25 protein-coding genes and 1 other RNA gene are annotated in these 24,948 nt (G+C 64.3%); 15 read left to right on the top strand and 11 right to left on the bottom strand.

The window, feature by feature from the left end:
• Window positions 1-122 precede the first annotated feature (122 nt).
• Both ACSQ3E_RS24450 and sugE read left to right on the top strand, forming a co-directional pair.
• Window positions 123-248: a hypothetical protein gene (locus ACSQ3E_RS24450; protein ID WP_018426265.1), complete on the top strand. Its 126-nt coding sequence runs from the start codon at window positions 123-125 to the stop codon at window positions 246-248.
• 155 nt (window positions 249-403) lie between these two features.
• Window positions 404-718, top strand: a complete 315-nt coding sequence (gene sugE / locus ACSQ3E_RS24455) for a quaternary ammonium compound efflux SMR transporter SugE (protein WP_067965664.1) — start codon at window positions 404-406, stop codon at window positions 716-718.
• A gap of 241 nt (window positions 719-959) precedes the next feature.
• Here sugE and ACSQ3E_RS24460 read toward each other — a convergent pair whose 3' ends face one another.
• A complete protein-coding gene (locus ACSQ3E_RS24460; RefSeq protein ID WP_310319417.1) occupies window positions 960-1,388 on the bottom strand; it encodes a DUF6481 family protein in 429 nt (142 codons plus the stop codon).
• 219 nt (window positions 1,389-1,607) lie between these two features.
• Between ACSQ3E_RS24460 and ACSQ3E_RS24465 the strand changes: the two genes are divergently transcribed.
• On the top strand, window positions 1,608-2,660 hold the full coding sequence (locus ACSQ3E_RS24465) for an LLM class flavin-dependent oxidoreductase (RefSeq protein ID WP_436124641.1): 1,053 nt from the start codon (window positions 1,608-1,610) through the stop codon (window positions 2,658-2,660).
• A gap of 127 nt (window positions 2,661-2,787) precedes the next feature.
• A complete protein-coding gene (locus ACSQ3E_RS24470; RefSeq protein WP_436124642.1) occupies window positions 2,788-3,789 on the top strand; it encodes an LLM class flavin-dependent oxidoreductase in 1,002 nt (333 codons plus the stop codon).
• A gap of 160 nt (window positions 3,790-3,949) precedes the next feature.
• On the opposite strand, the gene ACSQ3E_RS24475 is transcribed toward ACSQ3E_RS24470, so the two are convergent.
• From ACSQ3E_RS24475 to ACSQ3E_RS24485, 3 genes are all read right to left on the bottom strand, one after another.
• The gene (locus tag ACSQ3E_RS24475; RefSeq protein ID WP_436124643.1) at window positions 3,950-5,224 is read right to left on the bottom strand and encodes a lytic murein transglycosylase; all 1,275 of its coding nucleotides are present in this window, start codon (window positions 5,222-5,224) and stop codon (window positions 3,950-3,952) included.
• A gap of 193 nt (window positions 5,225-5,417) precedes the next feature.
• Window positions 5,418-6,023 (bottom strand): recombination mediator RecR, encoded by a 606-nt coding sequence (gene recR / locus ACSQ3E_RS24480; protein WP_310319429.1) that lies wholly within the window; start codon window positions 6,021-6,023, stop codon window positions 5,418-5,420.
• A 96-nt stretch (window positions 6,024-6,119) separates the two neighbouring features.
• A complete protein-coding gene (locus ACSQ3E_RS24485) occupies window positions 6,120-6,812 on the bottom strand; it encodes a cell wall hydrolase (protein WP_436124644.1) in 693 nt (230 codons plus the stop codon).
• Between the two features lie 213 nt (window positions 6,813-7,025).
• Between ACSQ3E_RS24485 and ACSQ3E_RS24490 the strand changes: the two genes are divergently transcribed.
• Complete coding sequence (locus ACSQ3E_RS24490; protein ID WP_436124645.1) at window positions 7,026-8,066, top strand: zinc-dependent alcohol dehydrogenase family protein; 1,041 nt, start codon at window positions 7,026-7,028, stop codon at window positions 8,064-8,066.
• A gap of 101 nt (window positions 8,067-8,167) precedes the next feature.
• Here the strand turns inward: ACSQ3E_RS24490 and ACSQ3E_RS24495 are convergent, their stop codons facing one another.
• The 4 genes from ACSQ3E_RS24495 to ACSQ3E_RS24510 all read right to left on the bottom strand — a co-directional run bounded on the left by ACSQ3E_RS24495 (window position 8,168) and on the right by ACSQ3E_RS24510 (window position 11,053).
• A complete protein-coding gene (locus ACSQ3E_RS24495) occupies window positions 8,168-8,491 on the bottom strand; it encodes a YbaB/EbfC family nucleoid-associated protein (protein ID WP_115733461.1) in 324 nt (107 codons plus the stop codon).
• A gap of 18 nt (window positions 8,492-8,509) precedes the next feature.
• Window positions 8,510-10,327 carry a DNA polymerase III subunit gamma/tau gene (locus ACSQ3E_RS24500; RefSeq protein ID WP_436124646.1) on the bottom strand — a complete coding sequence of 606 codons (1,818 nt, stop codon included), beginning with the start codon at window positions 10,325-10,327 and terminating at the stop codon, window positions 8,510-8,512.
• A gap of 122 nt (window positions 10,328-10,449) precedes the next feature.
• An RNA gene (gene ffs, locus ACSQ3E_RS24505) (signal recognition particle sRNA small type) lies at window positions 10,450-10,546 on the bottom strand.
• 66 nt (window positions 10,547-10,612) lie between these two features.
• Window positions 10,613-11,053, bottom strand: coding sequence for a DUF1772 domain-containing protein (locus ACSQ3E_RS24510; RefSeq protein WP_436124647.1), 441 nt, complete (start codon window positions 11,051-11,053; stop codon window positions 10,613-10,615).
• A 149-nt stretch (window positions 11,054-11,202) separates the two neighbouring features.
• On the opposite strand from ACSQ3E_RS24510, the gene ACSQ3E_RS24515 reads away from it, so the two are divergent.
• Window positions 11,203-11,622 carry an HIT domain-containing protein gene (locus ACSQ3E_RS24515; protein ID WP_436124648.1) on the top strand — a complete coding sequence of 140 codons (420 nt, stop codon included), beginning with the start codon at window positions 11,203-11,205 and terminating at the stop codon, window positions 11,620-11,622.
• A 29-nt stretch (window positions 11,623-11,651) separates the two neighbouring features.
• The gene (gene nudC, locus ACSQ3E_RS24520) at window positions 11,652-12,593 is read left to right on the top strand and encodes an NAD(+) diphosphatase (protein WP_436124649.1); all 942 of its coding nucleotides are present in this window, start codon (window positions 11,652-11,654) and stop codon (window positions 12,591-12,593) included.
• Here the strand turns inward: nudC and ACSQ3E_RS24525 are convergent.
• Complete coding sequence (locus ACSQ3E_RS24525) at window positions 12,590-13,375, bottom strand: class I SAM-dependent methyltransferase (RefSeq protein WP_436124650.1); 786 nt, start codon at window positions 13,373-13,375, stop codon at window positions 12,590-12,592. The genes nudC and ACSQ3E_RS24525 overlap by 4 nt on opposite strands.
• A 107-nt stretch (window positions 13,376-13,482) precedes the next feature.
• Between ACSQ3E_RS24525 and ACSQ3E_RS24530 the strand changes: the two genes are divergently transcribed.
• Entirely contained in the window at window positions 13,483-13,644 is a 162-nt protein-coding gene (locus ACSQ3E_RS24530; RefSeq protein ID WP_436124651.1) for a hypothetical protein, read from the top strand.
• 17 nt (window positions 13,645-13,661) lie between these two features.
• Here ACSQ3E_RS24530 and ACSQ3E_RS24535 read toward each other — a convergent pair whose 3' ends face one another.
• Both ACSQ3E_RS24535 and ACSQ3E_RS24540 read right to left on the bottom strand, forming a co-directional pair.
• Entirely contained in the window at window positions 13,662-14,525 is an 864-nt protein-coding gene (locus ACSQ3E_RS24535) for a prephenate dehydratase (protein WP_436124652.1), read from the bottom strand.
• 16 nt (window positions 14,526-14,541) lie between these two features.
• Window positions 14,542-15,270: a 3-deoxy-manno-octulosonate cytidylyltransferase gene (locus ACSQ3E_RS24540; protein ID WP_436124653.1), complete on the bottom strand. Its 729-nt coding sequence runs from the start codon at window positions 15,268-15,270 to the stop codon at window positions 14,542-14,544.
• Window positions 15,271-15,468: 198 nt separating this feature from the next.
• On the opposite strand from ACSQ3E_RS24540, the gene ACSQ3E_RS24545 reads away from it, so the two are divergent.
• The 7 genes from ACSQ3E_RS24545 to ACSQ3E_RS24575 all read left to right on the top strand — a co-directional run bounded on the left by ACSQ3E_RS24545 (window position 15,469) and on the right by ACSQ3E_RS24575 (window position 24,922).
• Window positions 15,469-16,128: a c-type cytochrome gene (locus ACSQ3E_RS24545; RefSeq protein ID WP_310319463.1), complete on the top strand. Its 660-nt coding sequence runs from the start codon at window positions 15,469-15,471 to the stop codon at window positions 16,126-16,128.
• A 154-nt stretch (window positions 16,129-16,282) separates the two neighbouring features.
• The gene (locus tag ACSQ3E_RS24550; RefSeq protein ID WP_310319466.1) at window positions 16,283-18,163 is read left to right on the top strand and encodes an extracellular solute-binding protein; all 1,881 of its coding nucleotides are present in this window, start codon (window positions 16,283-16,285) and stop codon (window positions 18,161-18,163) included.
• A complete protein-coding gene (locus ACSQ3E_RS24555; protein WP_436124654.1) occupies window positions 18,160-20,031 on the top strand; it encodes an extracellular solute-binding protein in 1,872 nt (623 codons plus the stop codon). Before ACSQ3E_RS24550 ends, ACSQ3E_RS24555 begins: the two co-directional genes overlap by 4 nt.
• Window positions 20,032-20,076: 45 nt before the next feature.
• Window positions 20,077-21,183, top strand: a complete 1,107-nt coding sequence (locus ACSQ3E_RS24560; RefSeq protein ID WP_310319473.1) for a microcin C ABC transporter permease YejB — start codon at window positions 20,077-20,079, stop codon at window positions 21,181-21,183.
• Window positions 21,183-22,325, top strand: a complete 1,143-nt coding sequence (locus tag ACSQ3E_RS24565) for an ABC transporter permease (protein WP_436124655.1) — start codon at window positions 21,183-21,185, stop codon at window positions 22,323-22,325. Before ACSQ3E_RS24560 ends, ACSQ3E_RS24565 begins: the two co-directional genes overlap by 1 nt.
• Window positions 22,322-23,953: an ABC transporter ATP-binding protein gene (locus ACSQ3E_RS24570; RefSeq protein ID WP_436124656.1), complete on the top strand. Its 1,632-nt coding sequence runs from the start codon at window positions 22,322-22,324 to the stop codon at window positions 23,951-23,953. The genes ACSQ3E_RS24565 and ACSQ3E_RS24570 overlap by 4 nt, the downstream gene beginning before the upstream one ends.
• 18 nt (window positions 23,954-23,971) lie before the next feature.
• The gene (locus tag ACSQ3E_RS24575) at window positions 23,972-24,922 is read left to right on the top strand and encodes a 2-hydroxyacid dehydrogenase (protein WP_436124657.1); all 951 of its coding nucleotides are present in this window, start codon (window positions 23,972-23,974) and stop codon (window positions 24,920-24,922) included.
• Window positions 24,923-24,948 lie beyond the last annotated feature (26 nt).

Raw genomic sequence — 24,948 nt, forward strand, 5'->3', positions numbered from 1 at the left:
GGAGGCATGCTCAAGCTCTTTTCATTGGCCTGACCTGTGGCGATCCGGTGCCCCAAGACCCCTCTTGCAAGCGCGACAACTTCGCGTTTCACTTCGCTTCTCAGCAGCGGGAGAAACGAATCATGGCCAAGGGTGCGATGAAAGCCGGGAAAGAAGCCCGGAAACCCAAGAAAGACGCCAAGAAGCCAGCACCTGCGCCGGCTTTCAAGGCGCCTCCGGTGCAAGCGACCAAGCTCAAGGACAAGTAGTCCTCACGAGCCTGACGCAGACCTCGCCCGGCTGTCACGGCCGGGCGCGGGTTGAACTTCTCTTCCGAAAGTCCTATTTGATCGGGCGCAGGGACGACCCTGCGCTTCCCCCTAAAAACCGGCTGGGACGACCCGCCATTCCATTGGAGCGTTCCATGGCTTGGACTTATCTGTTTTTCGCGGGAATTTTCGAAATCGGCTGGGCTATCGGCCTGAAATACACCGAAGGCTTCACCAAGCCGATGCCGACCGTGCTTACCATTGCCTCGATGATCGTCAGCCTCGGCCTGCTCGGCCTGGCGCTGAAGACGCTGCCCGTCGGCACCGCCTATGCGATCTGGACCGGCATCGGTACTGTCGGCACCGCGATGCTTGGCATCTGGCTGCTGGGCGAGCCGGCGACGGCACTTCGCCTCGCCTGTATCGGCCTGATCGTCTCCGGCATCGTCGGCCTCAAGCTGGTCGCCTGATCCGCAGCCATGCGGCGGCCTGCCCGAAACGGGCGGGCCTCACCCCTTTCCCATTTCTAATCTTCCGTGCCCTGACATCGACAGGAGTCGAAGCCGCATGCAGCGGACGCACAAAAGCGATCCGCGCCCGGGTCTTGGCTTCCCCGGTCGCGAATCGCTGACGATGTGAATTTTGCGCTATCGAGCCCGGCTAGCGGGCCGATACGTCATTCCGGCGAGTGCAGGCCGAAGTGGCCTGTGCTCAGCCGTAGTTGGCCGAAGGCGGCATGCGCTTGCCGCGCGCCTTGCGGGCAGCATAGCGCGCGTCACGCTTGGCCTTGCGTTCGGCTTCGTCGGAGAGCACGCGGCTGATACGGTCGGCCTCTTCGGCCTCACGTGCCTTTGCTTCTGCCTGTGCAGCCTCTTCGGCGGCGAGACGTTCGGCTTCAGCCTTGGCTTCGCGCTCGGCCCTTTCAATGGCTTCGCGGGCCAGGCGTTCCTGCCTCAGCTTTTCCTTCTCGGCTTCGCGGATGGCGCGAGCTTCGAGGATAGCCTTGCGCTCGGCCTGACGGGCCAGAACGGCCGGATCGTCAGCTGCGGGGCGTGCCTTGTACTTTTCGAGGAGGGCCTTCTTTGCGTCATTGGCAGCGTTACGCCGCTCAAAGACGTCTTTTTCTCGGTAGATTGCCAATTTGATTTCCCTGGAGTCACTTCGCGCCGCTTACATACGCGCACGAAGGCATAGTTCAAGCGCCAAAAAGGCATGTCTCCCATGAATTCGCGCTATGTTGCGGATAGGAAACGCTCTTTGACGCCAATCTCGATATGGATTGTTCACTAGATCGCGTCTGGCGACTTCGTGGAGCGATGGCTACCTGTAGCACGAACAATAGCGACAGGACCAGAGATCATGGAACTTGGCCTCTACACTTTTGCGGACGTTAGCCCAGAGCCGGGGCCCGGTGCCATCGGAGCGCACCAGCGGCTGCGCAATCTCATCGAGGAAATCGAGCTGGCCGACCAGGTCGGGCTCGACGTTTTCGGCCTTGGCGAGCACCATCGCCCCGATTATGCCGCCTCGGCACCCGTCATCGCACTTGCCGCCGCCGCCGAGCGCACCAAGCGCATCCGCCTGACCAGCGCCGTGACGGTGCTGTCATCAGACGATCCCGTGCGCGTGTTCCAGCAATTCGCCACGCTCGACCAGCTGTCGGGCGGCCGTGCCGAGATCATGGCCGGCCGCGGTTCGTTCATCGAATCGTTTCCGCTGTTCGGCTACAATCTCGAGGACTATGACGAGCTGTTCGCCGAAAAGCTCGATCTGCTTTTGGCACTGCGCGAGAGCGAACGCGTGACCTGGCAAGGCACGCACCGGGCGCCGATCAACGATCGCGGCGTCTATCCCCGCCCCTATCAGGAGCTGCTGCCGATCTGGATCGCCATTGGCGGCACGCCGCAGTCGGCGGCACGTGCCGGCGTACTCGGCCTGCCGCTGGCGCTCGCCATCATCGGCGGCGAGCCGGCCCGCTTCGCGCCGCTCTTCGATCTCTACCGCGAGGCGGCACGTCGCGCCGGCCAGGACACGGCCAAGCTGGCGACCAGCATCAACGTGCACGGCTTCATCGGCGAGACCACAGAACAGGCGGCGGACGACTTCTACCTGCCGCAGGCCGAGGTGATGAACCGCATCGGCCGCGAGCGCGGCTGGGGCCCGACCTCGCGGGCGCATTTCGACCAGTCGCGTGGACCGAACGGCGCACTGTTCGTTGGCACTCCGGAAGTGGTTGCCGAAAAGATCGTCGCCCAGCACAAGATCTTCAAGAACGACCGCTTCCTACTGCAGATGGCGATCGGCATCATGCCGCACGACAAGATCATGAAGGCGATCGAGCTCTACGGCACCAAGGTGGCGCCACTGGTGCGCAAGGAACTGGGCGTTCCAGCCGTCGACACGGCGGCCTGAACCATCGGCCGGAAGCGCAATCAGAGCGCTTCAGCCGCTGGACCAAAACATACCTTCAGCGGGAAGGTTTGTTTGCGCAGCTAACGCTTCCTATATCCGGCGGGTCCCCACCCGCCGGAGCTGCCTCATGACCACATTGTCCGTCCTCGACCTTTCGCCGGTCACCGAAGGCAGCACTGCCGCCCAATCGCTGAAGAACACGCTCGACCTCGCCCGCCACGCCGAGAAGCTCGGCTTCCACCGCTACTGGCTGGCTGAGCACCACAACATGGCTGGTATCGCGAGTGCTGCGACCTCTGTCGTGATCGCCCACGTCGCGGCCGGCACCAGCACTATCCGCGTCGGCGCCGGCGGCATCATGCTTCCCAACCATGCGCCGCTGGTCATCGCCGAGCAGTTCGGCACGCTGGCCGCCCTGCACCCCGGCCGTATCGACCTCGGCATCGGCCGGGCGCCCGGCACCGACATGCTGACCGCACGTGCCCTGCGCCGCAATCTCGAAGCCGGCGTCGACAATTTCCCGCAGGATGTGGTCGAGCTGATGGGCTATTTCGAGCCGGCGACGCCCGAACAGCGCATCCGCGCCGTACCCGGCGAGGGCGAGCAGGTCGAAGTCTGGGTACTCGGCTCCAGCCTCTATGGCGCACAGCTCGCCGCCATGCTCGGCCTGCCCTACGCCTTTGCCTCGCACTTCGCTCCTTCCGAGCTCGACCACGCGATCGAGATCTACCGCTCGCGCTTCCAGCCCTCGGAGCGGCTGGCAAAACCCTATGTCATGGCCGGCATCAACATCGTTGCCGCCGATACGGATGCCGAGGCGAAGCTCTTGTTCACCTCCGTCCAGCAGGCCTTCGTCAACCTGCGCAGCGGCAGGCCGGGCAGGCTGCCTGCCCCGCTCGAGGGCTACGAGCGCGAGCTCGACCCGGTCGCCCGCCAGATGCTGTCGCAGACGCTCGCCTGCGCCGTCGTCGGTTCACCTGAAACGGTGCAGCGTGGTGTCGAGGCGTTCATTGCCCGCACCGGTGCCGACGAGCTGATGGTCACCGCGCAGGTGTTTGATCACGCCGCGCGCAAACGCTCGTATGAGATATTGGCGGAAGTCGGCGCGGGGCTGGCGAAGGCGGCCTGAGTGGCGTTCTTACGCTCGCCCCGTTTACGGGGAGAGGGAAGCGCAGCGAGCTTGCGAGCGAAGCAGGGTGAGGGGCAGCGCTGAGTTCAGAGGTTGGCGCTGCCCCTCATCCGGCCCTTTGGGCCACCTTCTCCCCGTGCACCGGGGAGAAGGAAGAGCGCTACCGCATCGCCTCGACGATCCCCTTATCCGGAAAACACGTCGCCGTCCGGCCGTTCTTCGCCTGCCAGTCGCCGATCGACCGTCGCGTCTTGAAGCCAGGCAACCCGTCGGCGCCGCCGACGTCGTAGCCCAATTTCTCCAGCCCGCGTTGCATCGAGGCGACGTCGGAGCGGTAGAGCCCGTCGACCTTGCCCCAGCTACCCGCAAAGCGTTTGTCGCCTGACGCAATCCGGTCAGCGCCGTGGCCGATGAACAGCGCGTAGACGTCGCTCTCGTTGTATTCCTTGAGCACGTAGAAATTGGGCGTGACGATGAAGGCCGGGCCATTGCGGCCAGCGGGCATCATCAGGAAACCTTCGGCCCGCGCCTCGTTTTGCGGGAACGGCTTGCCGCCGACGCGGCTGATGCCCATGGCGGCCCAGTCTGAAATCTTCTTGCCCTGGTCGGGGCCTTCCAAGGCGCAGGAGACACTGTCGGGCAGCGTCACCTCGAAACCCCAGTCGCGGCCCTTCACCCAGCCATAGTGGACGAGATAGTTGGCGATCGAGGCCAGCGTGTCGGGCGTCGAGTTCCAGATGTCGGCGCGGCCGTCGCCATCGAAATCGACCGCGTGCTTGAGAAACGAGGTCGGCAGGAACTGCGGCTCGCCGAGCGCGCCGGCCCAGGACGAGCGCATGGCCTTACGGCTGACCAGCCCGCGCTCGACCATCTCCAAACCGGCCAGAAGCTCCTTGCGGAACATGTCCTTGCGGGTCGCCAGGAACGCCTTGGTGCCCAGCACCTCGAAGGCATCATAAGGCATCTTGGCAGCACCAAAGCCCGACTCACGGCCCCAAATCGCCAGCACCACGCCGCCGGGCACGCCGAAACGCTTCTCGATCGCGGCGAGCGTTTTGGCGTTGGCGCCGGCGCGGGTGCGCCCGCCCGCGGTGACGGCACCCAGCGTCTTCTCAGAGAAGTAGTTGCCCGGCGAGCCGAACTCGGCCTGGTGCTGCTTCTTCGGCGTCTTGGGCTTTTCGCCCGGCAGCACGAGGTCGGGCAGCTTGAGATTGGGTCTTACCCCATCGAAGGCCGCGTCGAAGGTCGCCTTGGAGATGCCCTTGGCCTTGGCTTCCGGCCAGAGGTCCTTGGTGAGCCAAGCCTGGAACTGGTCGTCGATCTTGGCGGCGGAGGCGGGGGCGGCGGACAGAAGCGCGGCGAAAGCCACTGCAAACAAGGCAGCCAGTGTTGAAGGCTTGCGTTTCGTCGCGCCCCTCTCTGGCCTGCCGGCCATCTCCCCCACAAGGGGGGAGATTGGCAGCTTTGGCTTCACAGCCCGCCTTGCAACGCTGCCGATTGGCGCTGAGAACGATGACAGCTGATCTCCCCCCATGAGGGGGAGATGGCCGGCAGGCCAGAGGGGGGTGGGACGGAGCGAAAGCAGCGCTGAAAGTCTTTTCATCCAGCCTCCCTGCAAGCCAATTACGTCAAAACACGGTCCGTGACTTCAACGCCGCCGACAGCGTGCCTTCGTCGAGATAATCGAGCTCGCCGCCGACTGGCACGCCGTGTGCCAGCCTCGTCACCTTGACGTCGAAACCGGAGAGCTGGTCGGTGAGATAATGTGCGGTCGTCTGGCCCTCGACGGTGGCGTTGACCGCCAGGATGACCTCGCTGACACCGCCCTCGGCAATGCGGGTCACAAGTTGCTTGATGGTCAGCTGGTCCGGGCCGATGCCGTCGAGCGGCGACAGCGTGCCGCCGAGCACATGGAACTTCGCGTTCATCGCGCCTGCCCGTTCCAGCGCCCAGAGGTCGGAAACGTCCTCGACGACGATGATGGTGGTGGGGTCGCGGCGCGGGTCGGTGCAGATCATGCAGGGGTCGGAGGTATCGACATTGCCGCAGGTCGAGCACACCCGCACCTTGTCGACTGCTTCGCCCATGGCGGCGGCCAGCGGCGCGAGCAGCTGTTCCTTCTTCTTGATCAGGTGAAGGGCGGCACGGCGGGCCGAACGCGGGCCGAGCCCCGGCACCTTGGCCAAAAGCTGGATCAGGCGTTCGATCTCGGGACCGGCGATTCGCTTCGACATGGAAGCGATATAAAACGAGTAGGGAATGGTGAGTAGTGAATAGTGAACAGGGAAGCGGCTGCGACCTCGTTCCTCCACTCACTACTGACTATTCGCTCACTCCTGCATCGGCCGGTCCTGGCTGGCGATGAGCGCGCCAATGGCGTCGGCATCTTCCGGCGTCGCCTGGAAGGACATCGCGCTGGCCAGTGCCGCATCGGTGCCGGCGGAGGCGACCGTTGTAGGTTGCGCGTCGACGACGCCGGGCAGCGCCGGCTGTGCTACGGACGCAACCATCGTTTCCGGCTCGGCCACCGGCAGCTTGCGCCGGCTGCGCTTCTCGTAGAAGGCGTTGCCGCCGGCAACCGTGGTGTAGTGCATGTTCTTGTAGGGGAACTTCAGCCCGGCGGTGTGGAAGAACATCACCTCGGGCTTCACCTTGGGGTGGCGCTCGCCCTTGAGCACGGATTCCGCCGCCGCCTGCACGTCCGGCAAGGCCTGGGAATTCATCGGCCGCGACAGCACGCCGGGCGCGAACTGGCCCTTCTGGCCAACCACGCCGCAGACGCTGTCGCCATACTCGCCCGACTTGAGCCGGTTCATGACGACGCTGCCGACGGCAACGAGGCCGTCGCGGCTCGAGCGGTTGGATTCGAAGAACATCGCGCGCGCCAAGCATTCCTTGTCCTTCGCCGTATAGGCGTAGGAACCCGAACGAACCGAACTCGTGGTGATGCCGTCAGCAAGCTTGCTGGTGGTGCACCCGGAAACGATGAACGGCGAGGCGACGACGCCGACAAGAATCGGCATCTTCCAATTTTTGGCGATCAAAAGCGCCCCTCTCGTATGCCCGCCACGTCCCCAGATTGCAGCAAGAATGCGTCCGTTTCAGGCAAAATGATGGCCGAGCGGCCGATCGCGTCTCTTTGCAAGGCTCGCCTCTGCAACGCCCGGTCGCTATATGGTCGGTCGATGACAAGAAAAGGCGCGCTTTCAGGCGGCCGAAATCAGTTGGAGGCGACCGTGAAAGCCGTGCTGTTCGAGCAATTTGGGCAACCGCCGAAGGTCCAGAATGTCGCCGAGCCGGCGCCGGCACCCGGCGGCGTGGTGATCAAGGTCGAGGCCACCGGGCTCTGCCGCAGCGACTGGCATGGCTGGATGGGACACGACGCCGACATCACCCTGCCGCATGTGCCGGGCCACGAACTCGCCGGCGTCATCGTTGCAGCCGGGCGGCTGGTCACGCGCTGGCAGGCAGGCGACCGCGTCACCGTGCCCTTCGTTGGCGGCTGCGGCCGCTGCTTCGAATGCACCTCGGGCAATCACCAGGTCTGCGAGCACCAGTTCCAGCCCGGCTTCACCGCCTGGGGCTCCTTCGCCGAATATGTCGCCGTCGACTTTGCCGACACCAATCTTGTGCGGCTGCCCGACAGCATGGATTTCGTCACCGCGGCCAGCCTCGGCTGCCGGTTCGTCACCTCGTTCCGCGCGGTCGTCGACCAGGGCCGGGTCAAGCCGGGCGAATGGGTGGCGGTGCATGGCTGCGGCGGCGTCGGCCTGTCGGCGATCATGATCGCTGCGGCCTCAGGCGCCAACGCGATCGCCATCGACCTTTCGGACGAGAAGCTCGACTTTGCGCGAAAAATGGGTGCGGTGGCGACGATCAATGCGTCACGCGAGACCGACGTTGTCGGCGCGGTGCGCGAACTGACCGGCGGCGGTGCGCATCTGTCGCTCGACGCGCTCGGCCATCCCGCGACCTGCTACAATTCGATCGCCAACCTTCGCCGGCGCGGACGCCACGTCCAGGTCGGGTTGATGCTGGGCGACCATGCCGACCCGAAAATCCCGATGGGCAAGGTGATCGCCCACGAGCTCGAAATCCTCGGCAGCCACGGCATGCAGGCGTTCCGCTACGAGGCGATGATGCAGATGATCGAGGCGGGCAAGCTCACGCCGCAATTGCTCGTCGGCAAGCACATCAGCCTCGACCAAGCCCCGGCCGCGCTGATGGCGATGGACCGCTTCGAAGGGCTGGGGATCAGCGTGGTGACTCGGTTTTAGAGAGTGAGTAGTGAGTAGTGAGTAGTGAGTAGGAAAACGAGAAACGGCGCCTGAACCTCAAGCGCCGCCCCACTATTCGCTATTTCCTATTCGCCCGTTCCTCAAAACGGCAGCTTCATGCCGGGCGGGATCGGCAGGCCGGCGGTCAGCGCCTTGGTCTTTTCCTGCATCGTCGCCTCGACCTTGGCCTTGGCGTCGTTGTGCGCGGCGACGATCAGGTCCTCGAGGATCTCGCCCTCGCCTTCCTTCAGCAGCGACGGGTCGATCTTCAGTGCCTTCATTTCCGACTTGCCGGAGAGCGTCACGGTGACGAGGCCGCCGCCGGACTGGCCTGTGGCTTCGAGCAGGGCGACTTCTTCCTGCATGGCCTGCAGCTTGGCCTGCATTTCCTTCGCCTTGCCCATCAGGCCGAGGAGATCCTTCATCGTCTTTGTCCTTTCGTCTCAGAACGGGTCGTCATCGTCGTTGTCCACGCCGGGATCGGGCGGCAACTCGGTGTCGGTATCGATATCTGGCGCATCCGGCGACGTCGGCAGCCGCACGTCGATGATCTTGGCACCAGGGAATCGTGCCAGGATCGCCGCCACCGTCGGGTCCGCCTTCGCATCGGTCAGGGCGACCTCGCGCTTGGTGGCCTCGATCTCGGCCAGCGTCGGTCCGCCTTCTTCCTTGGACAGCGACACCATCCAGTGGCGTCCGGTCCAGAGCTTCAGCTTCACCGTCAGGTCGTTGAGGAAGGTGCGCGGCGCATCCGAGGTCAGGCTGCATTCGATATGGCCGGGCTCGATGCGCACCGGGCGAACGGCACGGCGGATCAGCACCTTGAAGGCCATTTCGCGGTTGGCTTCGGCGAGGTTCGCGAGTTCGGCGATGGTGCGCACCGGCACGGCATCGACAACGGGCTCCGGCGCGGGCGTCGGCGCGACAAAAGCCGTCGGCGCGGGTGCGCTTTCGACCAGGCGCATCGCCTGGCCGCCGCCATTGCTGACCGGCATGCGCGCCTGCGACACGGCCGAAGTGCTGCCTCCACCATTGCCGCCGCCGGCAGGCATGCCGCCATTGCGGGGCGCGCTGGAAGGCTGCGACGGCGCATCGCCGAGCGATTTCAGCGCTTCATCGAGCGTCGGCAGGTCGGCGGCATGCGCCAACCGGATCAGCACCATCTCAGCGGCGCTCACCGGGCGATTGGACGACTGCACCTCGGGAATGCCCTTGAGCAGCATCTGCCAGGCACGCGACAGCACCCTGACGGAAAGAGATTGTGCGAATTCCACGCCGCGCTTGCGCTCGTCCTCGGACAGCGACGCGTCGTCGGCCGCCGACGGCACGAAGCGCAGGCGTGTGACAAGATGAGTGAATTCGGCAAGATCGTTGAGCACGGCCACCGGGTCGGCGCCGGTGTCGTATTGGGCGCGCAGCTCGCCAAGGGCAGCGGCGATGTCGCCCTTCATGATGTTTTCGAACAGGTCGACGACGCGTGCCCGATCGGCAAGGCCGAGCATGGCGCGCACCGCATCCGTGGTCACCGTGCCGCCGCCATGGGCGATAGCCTGGTCGAGGATGGATAGCGAATCGCGCGCCGAGCCTTCGGCCGCGCGCGCGACCATGGCGAGTGCGTCGTCCTCGACCGAAATGCCTTCCTGCTGGGCGATGTTTTTGAGATGCCCGACGAGCTTGCCGGCATCGATGCGGCGCAGGTCGAAGCGCTGGCAGCGCGACAGCACCGTGATCGGGACTTTTCGGATTTCAGTGGTGGCGAAGATGAACTTCACATGCGGAGGCGGCTCTTCCAGCGTCTTCAGCAGGCCGTTGAAGGCCTGCGTCGAGAGCATGTGCACCTCGTCGATGATGTAGACCTTGTAGCGCGCCGAAACGGGCGCGTAGCGAACACGGTCGATGATGTCACGGATGTCGTCGATGCCGGTGTGGGACGCAGCGTCCATCTCGATGACATCGACATGGCGGCCTTCCATGATCGACTGGCAATGCTCGCCTAGCACTGTGAGGTCGACCGACGGGCGGTCGATATCAGGCGTCTTGTAGTTGAGTGCGCGGGCCAAAATGCGGGCGGTGGTGGTCTTGCCGACACCGCGGACACCGGTCAGCATCCAGGCTTGGGCGATGCGGCCTGAGGAAAAGGCGTTGGTCAGTGTCTGGACCATCGGCTCCTGGCCGACGAGTGCCGTAAAATCCGCAGGGCGATACTTGCGCGCGAGAACGCGGTAGGCCTTGCTCTTATCGGTTTGTCCGGCTTCGCTCATCCGCCCCGTTCGCTCGCCCGTTCGTATTGGCGCCCCTGCCTCGACCACGACAGGCCGATTCCGCGAAACGAGTTTCGCCCGCACGGCGCAACGCCGTCAATGACGCGGAGAAGGGCGAAGAGGCGGGAGGCTGGAACAATGACCCGTTCCGGGCTCGTTAGGGCTGCTTCCTTCCGGACCTGACCCGGTTGGCGAGTGGATCGTCCACCACCAACCTCCCAACCTCCATATCGGCAATTGCCGCTCCAATTGCAAGAGCCCTTCGGCGACATGTCGGCCCGGCAGTCAGTCGGTGGCGAAATTCAACGCCCAGAGATAGGCAAGCGTTGCCGCAACGCCGAGGCCGGTTCGCAGCGCATGCAACGTCCCCCAATGCACGATCAGCCTGCGGGAGGCGGCACCGCCCTCCTCGTTCGGTATCGCCTCGAGCCGCTTGTTGGTCGGCATGATGCCAAGCAGCGTGTAGGGCCAGTTGGCGAGCATCAGCACAGCCCCCACCACCCAGCGCCAGTCCGCGCTCAGCCAGGCGGCGAGCAGGCCGAGCACGCCGGAGCCGAATGCCAGGCTCGCCTGCATGGTGAAGCCCGCGGCGTAGCTCGGTTTCCACTGTGCGAGCAGATTCTTGTCGTCGAGGCCAAGCCGTGCGGGTTGTTCGGCGAAATTGATGTAGAATGCCGCACCGGCAAAGGCGGCCGCGAGAACCAGGGCGATCTGACCGGCAAACATTGCGCATCTCCGCTGACGTTCGACGCATAGCATATCGGTGCAACGCGCGATGCGTCATTGCGCCAAAGTTTCAGGGCCAGCCTTTTCAATGATTCGCTTGCAGCCGTGACAGCCACACTCTAGCCTTCAACAAAACAAGGGAAACGCCAATGATGTCGGGGCTCAAGGCCGGGTTTACGCTGGATTCGCGTCTTGACGCCGACAGCGAACCGCTGATGTGGCTTGGCCTTTGCGAATTGCGCGTCATGAACGACCAGCGCTGGCCATGGCTGGTGCTGGTGCCGCAACGCCCCGGTGTCGAAGAAATCCATGACCTGACCCCGCTCGACCAGGCGATGCTGACCTTCGAGAGCAACATGGTGGCGCATGCGCTGAAGCAAGCCACCGGCTGCGCCAAGATCAACAGCGGCGCGCTCGGCAACATCGTCCGGCAGCTGCATTTCCACGTCGTTGCCCGCAGCGAGGGCGATCCTGGCTGGCCCGGCCCTGTCTGGGGTCATGGCGTGCGCGAGCCCTATCGCCGCGACGATCTCCACCGGTTTGCCGAGCGCATCAAGTCGGCTCTATAACAGCCGAAACGACGCAGACCGAGTTTCAGATGCCTTTCAGCCTGTTCGACGCACCCCAGCGTGAAGCCAGCCATTTCCTCGGCTTCGCCGGCAACATCATCGACCGCCAGTCGGAAAAGCGCAGCGACGATTCCGCCGTGAAGGCGCTCGCCGAGCCCGACGCCAGGCTGCTGCTGGTCGCATCGGGACGGCTGCTGCTCGATTTCAGCGGCGGTTCGGCCAGCCCCTATTTCACGCTTGCCGCGGCCGAGGCATTGGGTGCCCAGGCCGGCGAGGCGATCCTGCTCGGCCGCGCGGACGACATCGCCATGCTGGCCCTGCCCGTCGCTGCCGAACCAGAAGGCCTGCCGGAGCACCTGAAAGCCGTCGACTTCCGCTCGATCCTGGCGCAACGCCTGACCGACGAGGCCGGGCTCGGCGCCCTGGCGCAGGGAGCGGCACTGCTTGCCTGGAACGCCAGCCACCGCTTTTGCGGCCGCTGCGGCGCTGAAACCGCGATGCGCGCTGGCGGCTACAAGCGGCGCTGCACGGGGTGCGGCACCGAACATTTCCCGCGCACCGACCCCGTCGCCATCATGCTGACGGTGTCGGGCGACAAGTGCCTGATGGGCCGTGGCCGGCACTTCGCGCCCGGCGTCTATTCGGCGCTCGCCGGCTTCATAGAGCCGGGCGAAACCATCGAGGCGGCAGTGCGGCGCGAAACGCTTGAGGAAGCCGGCATTCGGCTCGGCCGGGTCGTCTACCATTCGAGCCAGCCCTGGCCGTTCCCCTATTCGCTGATGATCGGCTGCTATGGCGAGGCGCTCAACGAGGACATCTCGACCGACGCCGACGAACTGGAGGACTGCCGCTGGTTCACCCGGGCGGAGGTGCTGCAGATGCTCGCCGGCACCCATCCCGGCGAACTCCGGGTGCCGCCGGGCCACGCCATCGCGCACCAGCTCATCCGCACCTGGGCCGACAGCGACTAGCGCACAGGCCTTGCCCTCACCCAGCGAAACTGGTTGGCAAGCGCGACCTGACCATCTGCACGAACATAGGGCGCGATTGCATCAACGAGCGCGTCGCGAACTGTGATGGCGCCCGAATGGCGCTCGGCGCGCGTGACAATCCCAGCCGAAGCGAAAGCCTGCAGGGCAGTGTCCCGATCGGGAAAAGCAATGGTCGCGTCAAGCTGCCCGCCATCGGTCGGCTCAAGCCCGGCCTTCCCCATCAACACCTCGATCACGCCGGGGTTCGAAGGCGGCGGCGTAGCAGAATCGGGCGATGGCGGCAGCAACGGACCGAGCGCGGTCATCGCTGCCAACTGCAACTGGCATTTCTCGCGCTGGCCCCAAACCAACATGAAAACGGTACCGCTACTGTCGCAGACCCGAGCGGCCTCGCTTAGGGCGCGAACCATGTCGCCTGCGAACTGGAAGGCGTTGACGCCGGTCACGATGTCGAAAGCGCTGTCGGCGAAGGGCAATTCCTCCATCTCGCCGATTTCGATGCGGGCGTCGGGCAGGCGCTGCCGTGCGATTGCCGCCAGCGCCTCCGACGCGTCGAGGCCCGCAACGACCGCGCCACGCTCTCGCGCAAGAACAAGCAATCCGCCGGTACCGCAACCGACATCAAGCAGCGTGTTGCCTCGCCGGACACCGGCCAGCGTCATGATATTTTCGAACACCGGCCGCCATGCGGGTTCCTGGAACTCAGCCCAGTCACGCGCCTTAGCGCCCCACAATTCTCCCTGGATCGCGGCCGTGCCCATGACATTGTCCTAGCGCAGCCGATGCTGCGCCAGATGCGGCGAACTCACAATTCAATCTGCGGTGAGAAGGTGGTGGCCCCGTTGTTCTGCGTGCCGCGGCGCTGAACGTGGACATATCAAGGGACACCGACGAACTCGGGCGCTGCCGCTGGTTCCCACGGGCGGAGATCCTGCAGATGCTCGCCGGCACCCATCCCGGCGAGCTCAGGGTGCCACCCGGGCACGCCATCGCCCACCAGCTCATCCGCCCTTGGGCGGACGCTGTCTGATCGAAAAGAAGTGTCGCTTAGTCGGCGACCTGCCACGCGTCGCGGGAATCGCTCGCCGGGTAGACGCCGAGGATGCGCACCTCGCGTGAGAAGAAGCGCAGCTCCTCCAGCGCGTGGGTGACACCCGGATCTTCCGGATGGCCCTCGATGTCCGCATAAAACAGCGTCGCGGTGAAAGCACCGAGCTGGTAGCTCTCCAGCTTGGTCATGTTGACGCCGTTGGTGGCGAAGCCGCCCATCGCCTTGTAGAGCGCCGCCGGCACGTTGCGGACGCGGAACATGAAGGTCGTCATCATCTTGGCGTCCTGGCTCGGACGCTCGACCCACTGCTTGTTCTTGGTCAGGACGACGAAGCGTGTGACGTTGCTGTCGGTGTCCTCGACATTCTCTTCCAGTATGTCGAGACCGTAGAGCGAGGCTGCGAGACGCGGCGCAAGGGCGGCCATCGTCCGGTCCTTGACCTCGGAAACGAGCTTGGCGGCACCGGCGGTGTCGCCGGCGATCACCGGCTTCCAGCTGTTCTTGCGGATGTATTTGCGGCACTGGCCGAGCGCATGGATGTGGCTGTGCACGGTCTTGATCTCGGAGCGCTGCACGCCCGGCAGGACCATCAGCTGGAAATGGATCGGCAGGAAATATTCGCCGACGATGTGCAGCTTCGATTCCGGCAACAGGTGATGGATGTCGGCGACGCGGCCGGCGATCGTGTTCTCGATCGGGATCATGGCGAGATCGGCCTTGCCGGTCTCCACCGCGTTGAACGCATCCTCGAAGGTCGCGCAGGGCAGCGGCTCCATGTCGGGAAACATGTTGCGGCAGGCGGTGTCGGAGTTGGCGCCAGGCTCGCCCTGGAAGGAAATCTTGTTGGTCGTCGTCGGCATGGTAGGCCTGTCTGTTCTAGTTCGAGAGAAGTTCGCGGGCACGTTCGAGATGTTCGGGCGTGTCGACACCCAGCGGCACCGTGTCGACGATCTCGACGTCGATGCGCATGCCGGCTTCCAGCGCGCGCAGCTGTTCGAGACGCTCGCGCTTTTCCAGCGGCGACGGGCCAAGCCCGACGAAGCGCTCGAGCGCTGCACGGCGGTAAACATAAAGCCCGACATGGTGATAGAGCGGACCGTCGCCCCAGGGTGCGGTCGCGCGGGTAAAATAGAGTGCCCGCATCCGCTGCGCCGACAGCGGCGAGCCGATGATCTTGGGAACGTTGGGATCGACCTTTTCCTCGTGGCGGGTGATTTCGACACCAAGGGTCGAGATGTCGACAGCCTTGTCTTCCAGCGGCCGCAGCGCTGCCTGGATGATCGCCGGATCGATCGTCGGCAGGTCGCCCTGGACGTTGACGATGGTGTCGACCTCGCCTTTCGGATCGAGCGTCGTCAGCGCCTCGAAGATGCGGTCCGAACCCGACTCATGGTCGGCGCGAGTCATCACCGCCTCGAAGCCGTGCGCCCTCACCGTCTCCGCCACGACGTCGGTGTCGGTCGCCACCACCACGCGGCCGAGGCCGCATTCGGAAGCGCGGGCCGCGACATGCACGATCATCGGCCTGCCGGCAATGTCGGCCAAGGGCTTGCCTGGCAAGCGAGTCGAGGCCATGCGGGCGGGGATCAGGACAAGGGTGGACATGGCTTGGCGACTGTTTCTAAATGGTGTTGGAAAGTGTCAAAAGGTCTCACTGGAAGGGCCCTTATAGGTGTTGCAACCGGCAAGCAAAAGACCTAGTTTCCGCGCGATTTGACCCGGCCAGCCGGGCGATAGACGATACCGACGAACGGCAGCGATCGCAGAGGACGGCGATCGGCCGGATAAGGGAGCCAGGGGCGTATGGACTCATTTGAAATGAACAAGGTGCTTGGCGGTCTGCTGGGTACTGCCTTTGTGGTGTTCTCCATCTCGCTGGTGTCGGACGCGATCTTCGCAGCACCGGTCCCCGAAAAGCCCGGCTTTGCCATCGAAGCTGCTGAAGAAGGCGGCGCAGGTGCCGGCGGCGGCGAAGCTGCTCCGGCTGCCGTGCCGATCGCCCAGCTCCTGGCCAGCGCCAACGCCGAAGCGGGCGCTGCCGTGTTCAAGAAGTGCACCGCCTGCCACTCGATCGAGAAGGGCGGCCCCAACAAGGTCGGTCCGGATCTATGGGGCGTGGTCAACCGTCCGATCGCCTCGCATGAAGGCTTCGGCTATTCGGGCCCGATGAAGGAATTCTCGGAAGGCGGCAAGGTCGTCTGGGACTTCGAGCACCTCAACCACTTCCTGACGTCGCCCAAGGGCTACATCAAGGGCACCGCGATGGGCTTCGCCGGCATCAAGAAGGATGACGAGCGCGCCAATCTGATCGCCTACCTGAATTCGCAGTCGGACAGCCCGGCAGCGCTGCCCGCAGCTGACGCTGCTCCGGCCGCCACGCCTGCCGCAGCTCCGGCTGAAGGCGCAGCCCCTGCGGCTCCCGCCGAGGGTGCCGCTCCGGCGGCTCCGGCAACCGCCCACTAAGCGATTTGTAATCTTCGCATCTTGAAAAAGCCGGGTTTAGCCCGGCTTTTTTGTTGCCTGGCGCAAACGTAAGGCGACATTTGTCGAACAGCCGGTTTCCATGCGCCGGGAATGAATTAGAGTGTTGCGAAGCACCGGGCGAAGGGGAGTGTCGATGAGGGTTGGGCTTACCAGGTTTGTTGCAATTGCAGGTGTCGCCGTGGCGGTTCTATCGAGCGCCATCGCTTCCGCGACTGCCCAGGAATGGCAAACCAGCTCGTCCCTGAACGGCGTTTCCAAATACGGCCAGGATTTCAAGCAGTACGATTTCGTCAATCCGAACGCTCCCAAGGGCGGCACGCTGAACTCGACGGTCGGCGGCACGTTCGACAGCTTCAATCCCTACATCGTCAAAGGCCTGCCCGCGGCCGGCTTTGTCGGCTTCGGCGGCGGGCTGATCTATGAAACGCTGATGGAGCAGTCGATAGACGAGCCCAGCACCAGCCACCCCATGATCGCCGACGCCTACAAATTTCCGGCCGACTATTCCTACGCGACCTATCGGCTCGACCCGCGTGCCAAATGGCATGACGGCAAGCCGATCACGACTGAAGACGTTATCTGGTCGTTCAATTTCCTGAAGGACAACAGCCCGCAATACGGCCAGTACTACGTCAACGTGACCGAGGCGGTGGCGACGGGCGAACGCGAGGTTACCTTCCGCTTCAACCAGAAAGGCAACCGGGAACTGCCCAAGATCATGGGTGATCTGGTGGTCCTGCCCAAGCACTGGTGGGAAGGAACCGATGCGTCGGGCAAGAAGCGCGACATCACCCGGCCGACGCTCGAGATCCCGCTCGGCTCGGGCGCCTACAAGGTCGAGAGCTTCAAGCCGGGCACGGAGATCGTCTGGACCCGCGTCCCTGACTATTGGGCAGCCAATGTCGGGGTCAATGTCGGGCGCAACAATTTCGACAAGCGCCGCTACGCTTACTTCCTCGACGACAGCGCCGACTGGGAGGCTTTCAAGAAGGGCGGATTCGAGGACATCAAGCCGGAAAACAGTTCGCGGCGCTGGTCGACGGCGTACAACTTCCCTGCCGTCCAGGCAGGCGACGTCATCAAGAAGGAATTCAAGACGACGTCGGGGGAGCCATTCCAAGGCTATGCGCTCAACCTGCGGCGCCCGCAGTTCCAGGATCGCCGCGTCCGGCAGGCGCTGACGCTGGCCTACAATTTCGAATACATGAACCGCACGCTCTTCTTCGGGCTCAACACCCGCACCAGCAGCTATTTCCAGGGCCAGGACCTGGCTTCTAGCGGCTTGCCCACCGGCAAGGAACTGGAGCTGTTGACGCAGTACAAGGACAAGCTGCCGCCAGAGCTCTTCACCGAGGAGTTCAAGCTGCCGGTCTACGACACCCCGCAGGCCGAGCGGCAGTATCTCCGTCAGGCAATCGGCCTGTTCGCCGAAGCCGGCTGGCGCGCCAAGGGCGGCAAGCTGATGAACGACAAGGGCGAGCAGTTCAAGATCGAGTTTCTCGGCAAGGACGCCACCGACGAGGTCATCGCGAGCCCCTTCATCGATAGCCTGCGCCGGCTCGGCATCGACGCGACGCTGCGCATGGTCGACACCAGCCAGTTCGTCAATCGGATCAACGACTACGACTTCGACGTGACGACGACGACCCTCAACCAGTCGTCGTCGCCAGGCAATGAGCAGCGCGATTTCTGGGGCTCCAAGGCCGCGGCCAAGCCCGGTTCGCGCAACATCATGGGCATCAACGACCCGGTGATCGATGCGCTTGTCGAGCGCATCATCTTCGCCACCGACCGCGACGACCTTTTGGCCACCACCCACGCGCTCGATCGCATCCTTTTGTGGAACTACTACGTCGTGCCGCAATACCACCGCTCCGTGCTGTGGCTGGCCTACTGGAACAAGTTCGGCATCCCCGAGAAGCAGCCGGGCTTCATCGGCGCGGATATCAATTCCTGGTGGATCGACAAGGACAAGGAAGCGGCGCTGGCCGCCAAGTACAAGGGCGTCAATTGAGCACGCGCCTCCCCCGCAGGGACTTCCTGGCGCTCGGCGCCGCGGCAGCGGCCGCTCCGTTCATCCCGGGCCGCGCCTTCGCTGCGAGCCCGACCGGCACTGGGCTGCATGGGCTGTCAGCCTTCGGCGACCTGAAATACGGGCCTGACTTCACTCATTTCGACTTCGTCAATCTCGACGCACCCAAGGGCGGCACGTTCAATTTTTCGCCGAACTACTGGTACTTCAACCAGAGCCCGCTGACCTTCAACACGCTCAACACCTTCGTCGCCCGGGGCGACGCGCCGCCGCGCATGGAGCTTTGCTACGATTCGCTGATGGTGCGGGCGATCGACGAGCCCGACGCGATCTACGGCCTGCTCGCCAAGTCGGTAACGATTTCCGACGACCGCAACAGCTTCGACTTCGCGCTGCGGCCCGAGGCACGCTTCAACGACGGCACGCCATTTACCGCCGACGACGCCGTCTTCGCTTTCGACTTGTTCAAGAAGGACGGCCACCCCAACCTGCTTCTGCCGCTCAGCCATCTCAAGGAGGCCAAGGCGCTCGACCCGCACACGCTGCGGCTGACCTTCGACGGCAAGCAGTCAGATCTCACGATCCTCGACATCGCGACCTATGCCATTCCGGCCAAGGCCTTCTTCGAGACCCATCCGTTCGACGCTTCGGAGCTCAAGGCGCCGATAGGCTCCGGCCCCTACAAGGTCGGCCGCGTCTCGCCCGGCCAGTCCATCGAATATGAGCGCGTCGCCGACTACTGGGGCCGCGACCTGCCGGTCAGCCGAGGGCTCTACAATTTCGACCGCATCCGCGTCGAGTTCTACCAGGACCGGCAGGCTGCGTTCGAAGCCTTCAAGAAGGGCGACATCCATTTCCGCCAGGAGGCCACGGCGCGCATCTGGGCGACCGGCTACGACTTCCCCTCCTTCACCGCCGGCAAGGTGATCAAGCGCGAATTTCCCAGCGAAAAGCGCCCAACGATGCAGGCGATGGCGCTGAACCAGCGGCGCGCGCGTTTCCGCGACCCGCGCGTGCGCCAAGCGGTTGCCCTCTGCTTCGATTTCGAATGGACCAAGCGCAACCTGTTCTACGGCTCCTACGAGCGCTCGCAGTCGACATTCGAGAAGTCGGCCTACAAGGCCGAGGGCCTGCCCTCGCCCGCCGAATTGGCGCTGCTCGAACCGTTCCGCGGCCGCATCCCTGACGAGACCTTCGGCGAAGCCGTGCTGCAGCCGCCTTCGGACGGGTCGGGCCGCGACCGCAAGCTGCTCGGCCAGGCCTCGAAACTGCTCACCGATGCCGGCTGGGTCCGCAAAGACGGCAGGCTGCGCAACGACAAGGGTGAGCCACTGACGCTCGAAATCCTCGTCGACGACGACGCTTTCGTGCGGGTCTACTCGCCCTGGACAGAGAACATGAAGGCGATCGGCATCGAGGCCACGCTGCGCTTGGTCGATTCGACCCAATACCAGGCCAGGCAGACGAGCTTCGACTACGATGCCATATCGGCGGCGGCCGGGTTTTCGGCGACACCCAGCCGCGACGAGATCGACGGGCTGTTTCATTCGCGCTCGGCCACCATGGAGGGCTCGACCAACCTGCCCGGCACTGCCGATCCCGCCGTCGACGCGCTGATCGACGCCGTGGGTGCGGCCAAGGATCGCGAATCGCTGACGGTTGCGATGCGCGCACTCGACCGACTCTTGCGCGCCCGGCAAGACTGGATTCCAAATTGGTTTTCGGCGAATCACCGCGCCGCCTTCTGGGACATGTTCGGCTTCAAGGAGCCGAAGCCGGACTTCGGCTTTCCCGTCGAGGCGATGTGGTGGTTCGACAAGGACAAGGCTGCACGTATTGGCAAGACCTGAGATTTCTAGGACTGAACCCGCGCTCCGTTCGAGGGGCCTCGCCTGATGGGCGCCTATATCCTCCGCCGCGTGTTGCTGATGATCCCGACCCTGTTCGGCATCATGGCGATCTCGTTCGCCGTCATCCAGTTCGCGCCCGGCGGTCCTGTCGAGCAGGTCATCGCCAAGCTGACCGGCCAGGGCGGCGACGCCGCTGACCGCCTGTCAGGCGCCAGCAGTGACCTCGGCGGTAACACCAGTTTCGACCCGGCGGGTGGCGAAGTCTCGTCCAAATACCGCGGCGCGCAAGGCCTCGACCCCGAGTTCATCGCCAAGCTCGAAAAGCAGTTCGGCTTCGACAAGCCGCCGCTCGAGCGTTTTTTCATGATGCTGTGGAACTATATCCGCTTCGACTTCGGCGAGAGCTACTTCCGCGACGTCTCGGTGCTCGACCTGATCCTCGAGAAGATGCCGGTGTCGATCTCGCTCGGCATCTGGATCACGTTCCTCTCCTACATGATCTCGATCCCGCTCGGCATCCGCAAGGCGGTCAAGGACGGCTCCAGCTTCGACATCTGGACCAGCGGCATCATCATCATCGGCTACGCCATCCCGGCCTTCCTGTTCGCCATCCTTTTGATGGTGGTGTTTGCCGGCGGTTCGTTCTTCGACTGGTTCCCGCTGCGCGGCCTGACCTCGGAGAATTTCGACCAGCTGTCGCTCGGCGGCAAGGTGCTCGATTATCTCTGGCACCTCGCGCTGCCGCTGACGGCACTCGTGCTGTCGGCCTTCGCCACCACCACGCTGCTGACCAAGAACTCGTTCCTCGACGAGATCCGCAAGCAGTACGTCGTCACCGCCCGCGCCAAGGGCCTGTCCGAGCACCGGGTGCTCTACGGCCATGTCTTCCGCAATGCCATGCTGATCGTCATCGCCGGCTTCCCCGGCGCCTTCATCTCGGCCTTCTTCACCGGTTCGCTGCTGATCGAGAACATCTTCTCGCTCGACGGGCTCGGCCTGCTTGGCTTCCGCTCGGTGCTCGACCGCGACTACCCCGTGGTGTTCGCCAATCTCTACATCTTCTCGCTGATGGGGCTGTTCGTCAGCCTGATCTCCGACCTGCTCTACACGTGGATCGACCCTCGCATCGATTTCGAACGGAGGGACGTCTGATGTCGGCGGTCGACACCGTATCCGTGCCGGTCAAGCGGCCCTGGCTCTCGCCGATCAACAAGCGGCGCTGGCTGAGTTTCAAGGCCAACCGCCGTGGCTACTGGTCGCTGTGGATCTTCCTCGTGCTGTTCGTGCTGTCGCTGTTCTCCGAACTGATCGCCAACGACAGGCCCCTTCTGATCCGCTTCAAGGGCGAGTTCTACTCACCGATCATCAGCGACTATGGCGAAGAGACCTTCCTCGGCGACGAAGGCTTCCTGCCGGTCACCGACTACCGCATCTCGGTGGTGCAGGAGGCGATCGCGGCCAATGGCTGGGCGATCTGGCCGCCGGTGCGCTATTCTTACCGCACCACCAACAACGAGATCCCCGAGGCGGCACCCGCCAAGCCGTCCTGGATGTATGCCAAGGACGTGCGCTGCCAGCGCTATCCGCTCGGGGTCGACGACCCCAACTGCACTGTCGGCAACTGGAACTGGCTCGGCACCGACGACCAGGCCCGCGACGTGCTTGCGCGCGTCATCTACGGCTTCCGCATCTCGGTGCTGTTCGGCCTGATCCTGACCGCCGGCTCGGCGCTGATCGGCGTGACCGCCGGCGCCATGCAGGGCTATTTCGGCGGCTGGACCGACCTTCTGCTCCAGCGCTTCATCGAAATCTGGTCGGCGATCCCGGTGCTCTATTTGCTGCTGATCGTCGCCGCCATCCTGCCGCCGGGCTTCTTCATCCTGCTTGGGCTGATGCTCTTGTTCTCCTGGGTGGCGCTCGTCGGCGTGGTGCGGGCCGAGTTCCTGCGCGCCCGCAACTTCGAATACGTCAACGCCGCCCGCGCGCTCGGCGTGCCTAACCGCACCATCATCTTCCGCCACCTTTTGCCCAACGCCATGGTGGCGACGCTGACTTTCCTGCCGTTCATCCTCAACAGCTCGATCTCGACGCTGACCTCGCTCGACTTCCTCGGCTTCGGCCTGCCACCCGGCTCGGCCTCTCTCGGCGAATTGCTGAAGCAAGGCCAGCGCAACCTCAACGCACCGTGGCTCGGTCTGTCCGGCTTCGTCGTCATTTCGGTGATGCTGTCGCTGCTGATCTTCATCGGCGAGGCGACCCGCGACGCCTTCGATCCAAGGAAGACGTTCAAGTGAGCGGCGCCCCTCTCCTCTCCGTCCAGGACCTGTCGGTCGCCTTCAGCCAGGGCGGCAAGACGACAATCGCCGTCGACCACATCTCCTTCGACATCGCCAAGGGCGAGACGGTGGCGCTGGTCGGCGAATCAGGCTCAGGCAAGTCGGTATCGGCCTTGTCGGTGCTCAAGCTCCTGCCCTATCCGCCGGCAAGCCATCCCTCAGGCAAGATGATGTTCGGCGGCCAGGATCTGCTCTCCCTGAACGAGAACGCATTGCGCAAGGTGCGCGGCAACAAGATCACAATGATCTTCCAGGAGCCGATGACCTCGCTCAACCCGCTGCACACGATCGAGCAGCAGATCGTCGAGGTGCTGTCGCTGCATCAGGGCATGGGCGAGCGGCAGGCCAAGGCGCGCACGCTCGAACTGCTCGAAGAGGTCGGTATCCGCGACCCCAAGAAGCGCCTCGACGCCTATCCACACCAGCTCTCCGGCGGCCAGCGCCAGCGCGTGATGATCGCCATGGCGCTCGCCAACGAGCCCGAGCTTCTGATCGCCGACGAGCCGACGACCGCGCTCGACGTGACCGTGCAGGCGCAGATCCTCGAGTTGCTCGCCAAGTTGAAGGCCCGTAAGGGCATGTCGATGCTGTTCATCACCCACGATCTCGGCATCGTCCGGCGCATCGCCGACCGGGTCTGCGTGATGACCAAGGGCCAGATCGTCGAGACCGGCCCGACGAAGGAGATCTTCGACAATCCACAGCACAGCTACACGCGCCACCTGCTGGCCGCCGAGCCCAAGGGCAAGCCGCCGGCGGTGGATGCGTCGGCCAAGACGGTGATGCAGGGCTCCGATGTCAAGGTCTGGTTCCCGATCAAGCAAGGCTTCTTCCGCAAGACCGTCGACCATGTGAAGGCGGTCGACGGCATCGACGTTTCGGTGCGCGCCGGCCAGACCGTCGGCGTCGTCGGCGAATCCGGCTCGGGCAAGACGACGCTGGGGCTCGCCTTGACGCGCATGATCTCGTCGCAGGGCCGGATCGATTTCGAAGGCCGCGAGATAGACAAGTTCAGCTTCAGTGCCATGCGCCCGCTGCGCCGCGAGATGCAGATCGTGTTCCAGGACCCGTTCGGCTCGCTCAGCCCGCGCATGTCGGTGGCCGACATCATCGAGGAAGGGCTCAAGATCCACGAACCCCGGCTCAAGGTGGCAGAACGCGACCAGAAGGTCGTCGACGTGCTGCGCGAAGTCGGCCTCGATCCCGAGACGCGCTTCCGCTATCCGCACGAGTTCTCAGGCGGGCAGCGCCAGCGTATCGCCATTGCCCGCGCCATGGTGCTCAAGCCTCGCTTCGTCATGCTCGACGAGCCGACCTCGGCGCTCGACATGAGCGTCCAGGCTCAGGTGGTCGACCTTTTGCGCAACCTGCAGGCCAAGCACGACCTCGCCTATCTGTTCATCAGTCACGATCTCAAGGTGGTGCGGGCGCTGGCCAACGAGGTCATCGTCATGCGCAACGGCAAGGTGGTCGAGACAGGGCCCTCCGAACAGATTTTCGAGCGCCCGCAAACCGACTACACTCGGGCGCTGATCTCGGCGGCTTTCCGGATTGAGACGGCGCCGACCGGGGTGGTGAGCGAATAGCAGGCGCAAGGGAAGAGCATGTCGACCAAGGCCAAGGGCAAGATCCTTCTTTCGATCACCGGGTTCAATCCGCAGCGCTGGTACGAGCTGCTGTCGGCGGAACGTGAGGTCGTACTCGAACCCGATGGCGCGGCCGACCCTTCGATCGACTACGCGGTTGTGTGGAAGCAAAAGCCGGGCACGCTCGCCAAGCTGCCGAACCTCAAGGCGATCTTTTCGATTGGCGCCGGCGTCGACCATGTCTTTGCCGATCCCGGCCTGCCGGACGTTCCGATCGTACGTGTCGTCGCCGACAATCTCAGCCAGCATATGAGCGAATATGTGCTGTGGCGGGTGCTCGACCATCATCGCCAGGGCCAGCTCTACCGCGCCCAGCAGACCAAGAAGGCCTGGCACGAGCCGCCGCAGCGGCCGGCCGAAGACATTTCCGTCGGCATCATGGGCATGGGCAATCTCGGCCGCGCCGCGGCCGACGTGCTCAAGGCCGTCGGCTTCCGCATCAATGGCTGGAGCCGCCGGCCGCAGGAGGTTACGGGCGTCACCACCTTCAGCGGCGATTCAGGCCTGGTGCCGTTCCTTAATGCCACCGACATCCTCGTCGTGCTGCTGCCGCTGACGGACACCACCAAGGGCATCATAAATTACGGCCTGCTCAAGGAACTGCGCCGGCGCAACGGCCTCGGCGGCGCCGTGCTGATCAATGCCGGCCGCGGCAAGCTGCAGCGCGACGCCGACATCCTGCGCGCGCTCGACGACGGCACGCTGAAGGAAGCCAGCCTCGACGTCTTCGAGGTCGAGCCGCTGCCCAAGACCAGCCCGCTGTGGAACCACCCAAAGGTGTTCGTCACCCCGCATGCGGCGGCAACGTCTGATCCGGCGCATCTGGTTGCCCCGATGCTTAGCCAGATGGACGCCTTCGAACGCGGCGCACCGCTGGAGAACGTCGTCGACCGCAACGCCGGGTATTGAGGCGCGTTGCCTTCTCCCGGCAAGCG

This window comes from Aminobacter sp. LjRoot7, from assembly GCF_964252895.1.
GTDB classification, from domain to species: Bacteria; Pseudomonadota; Alphaproteobacteria; order Rhizobiales; family Rhizobiaceae; genus Aminobacter; species Aminobacter aminovorans_B.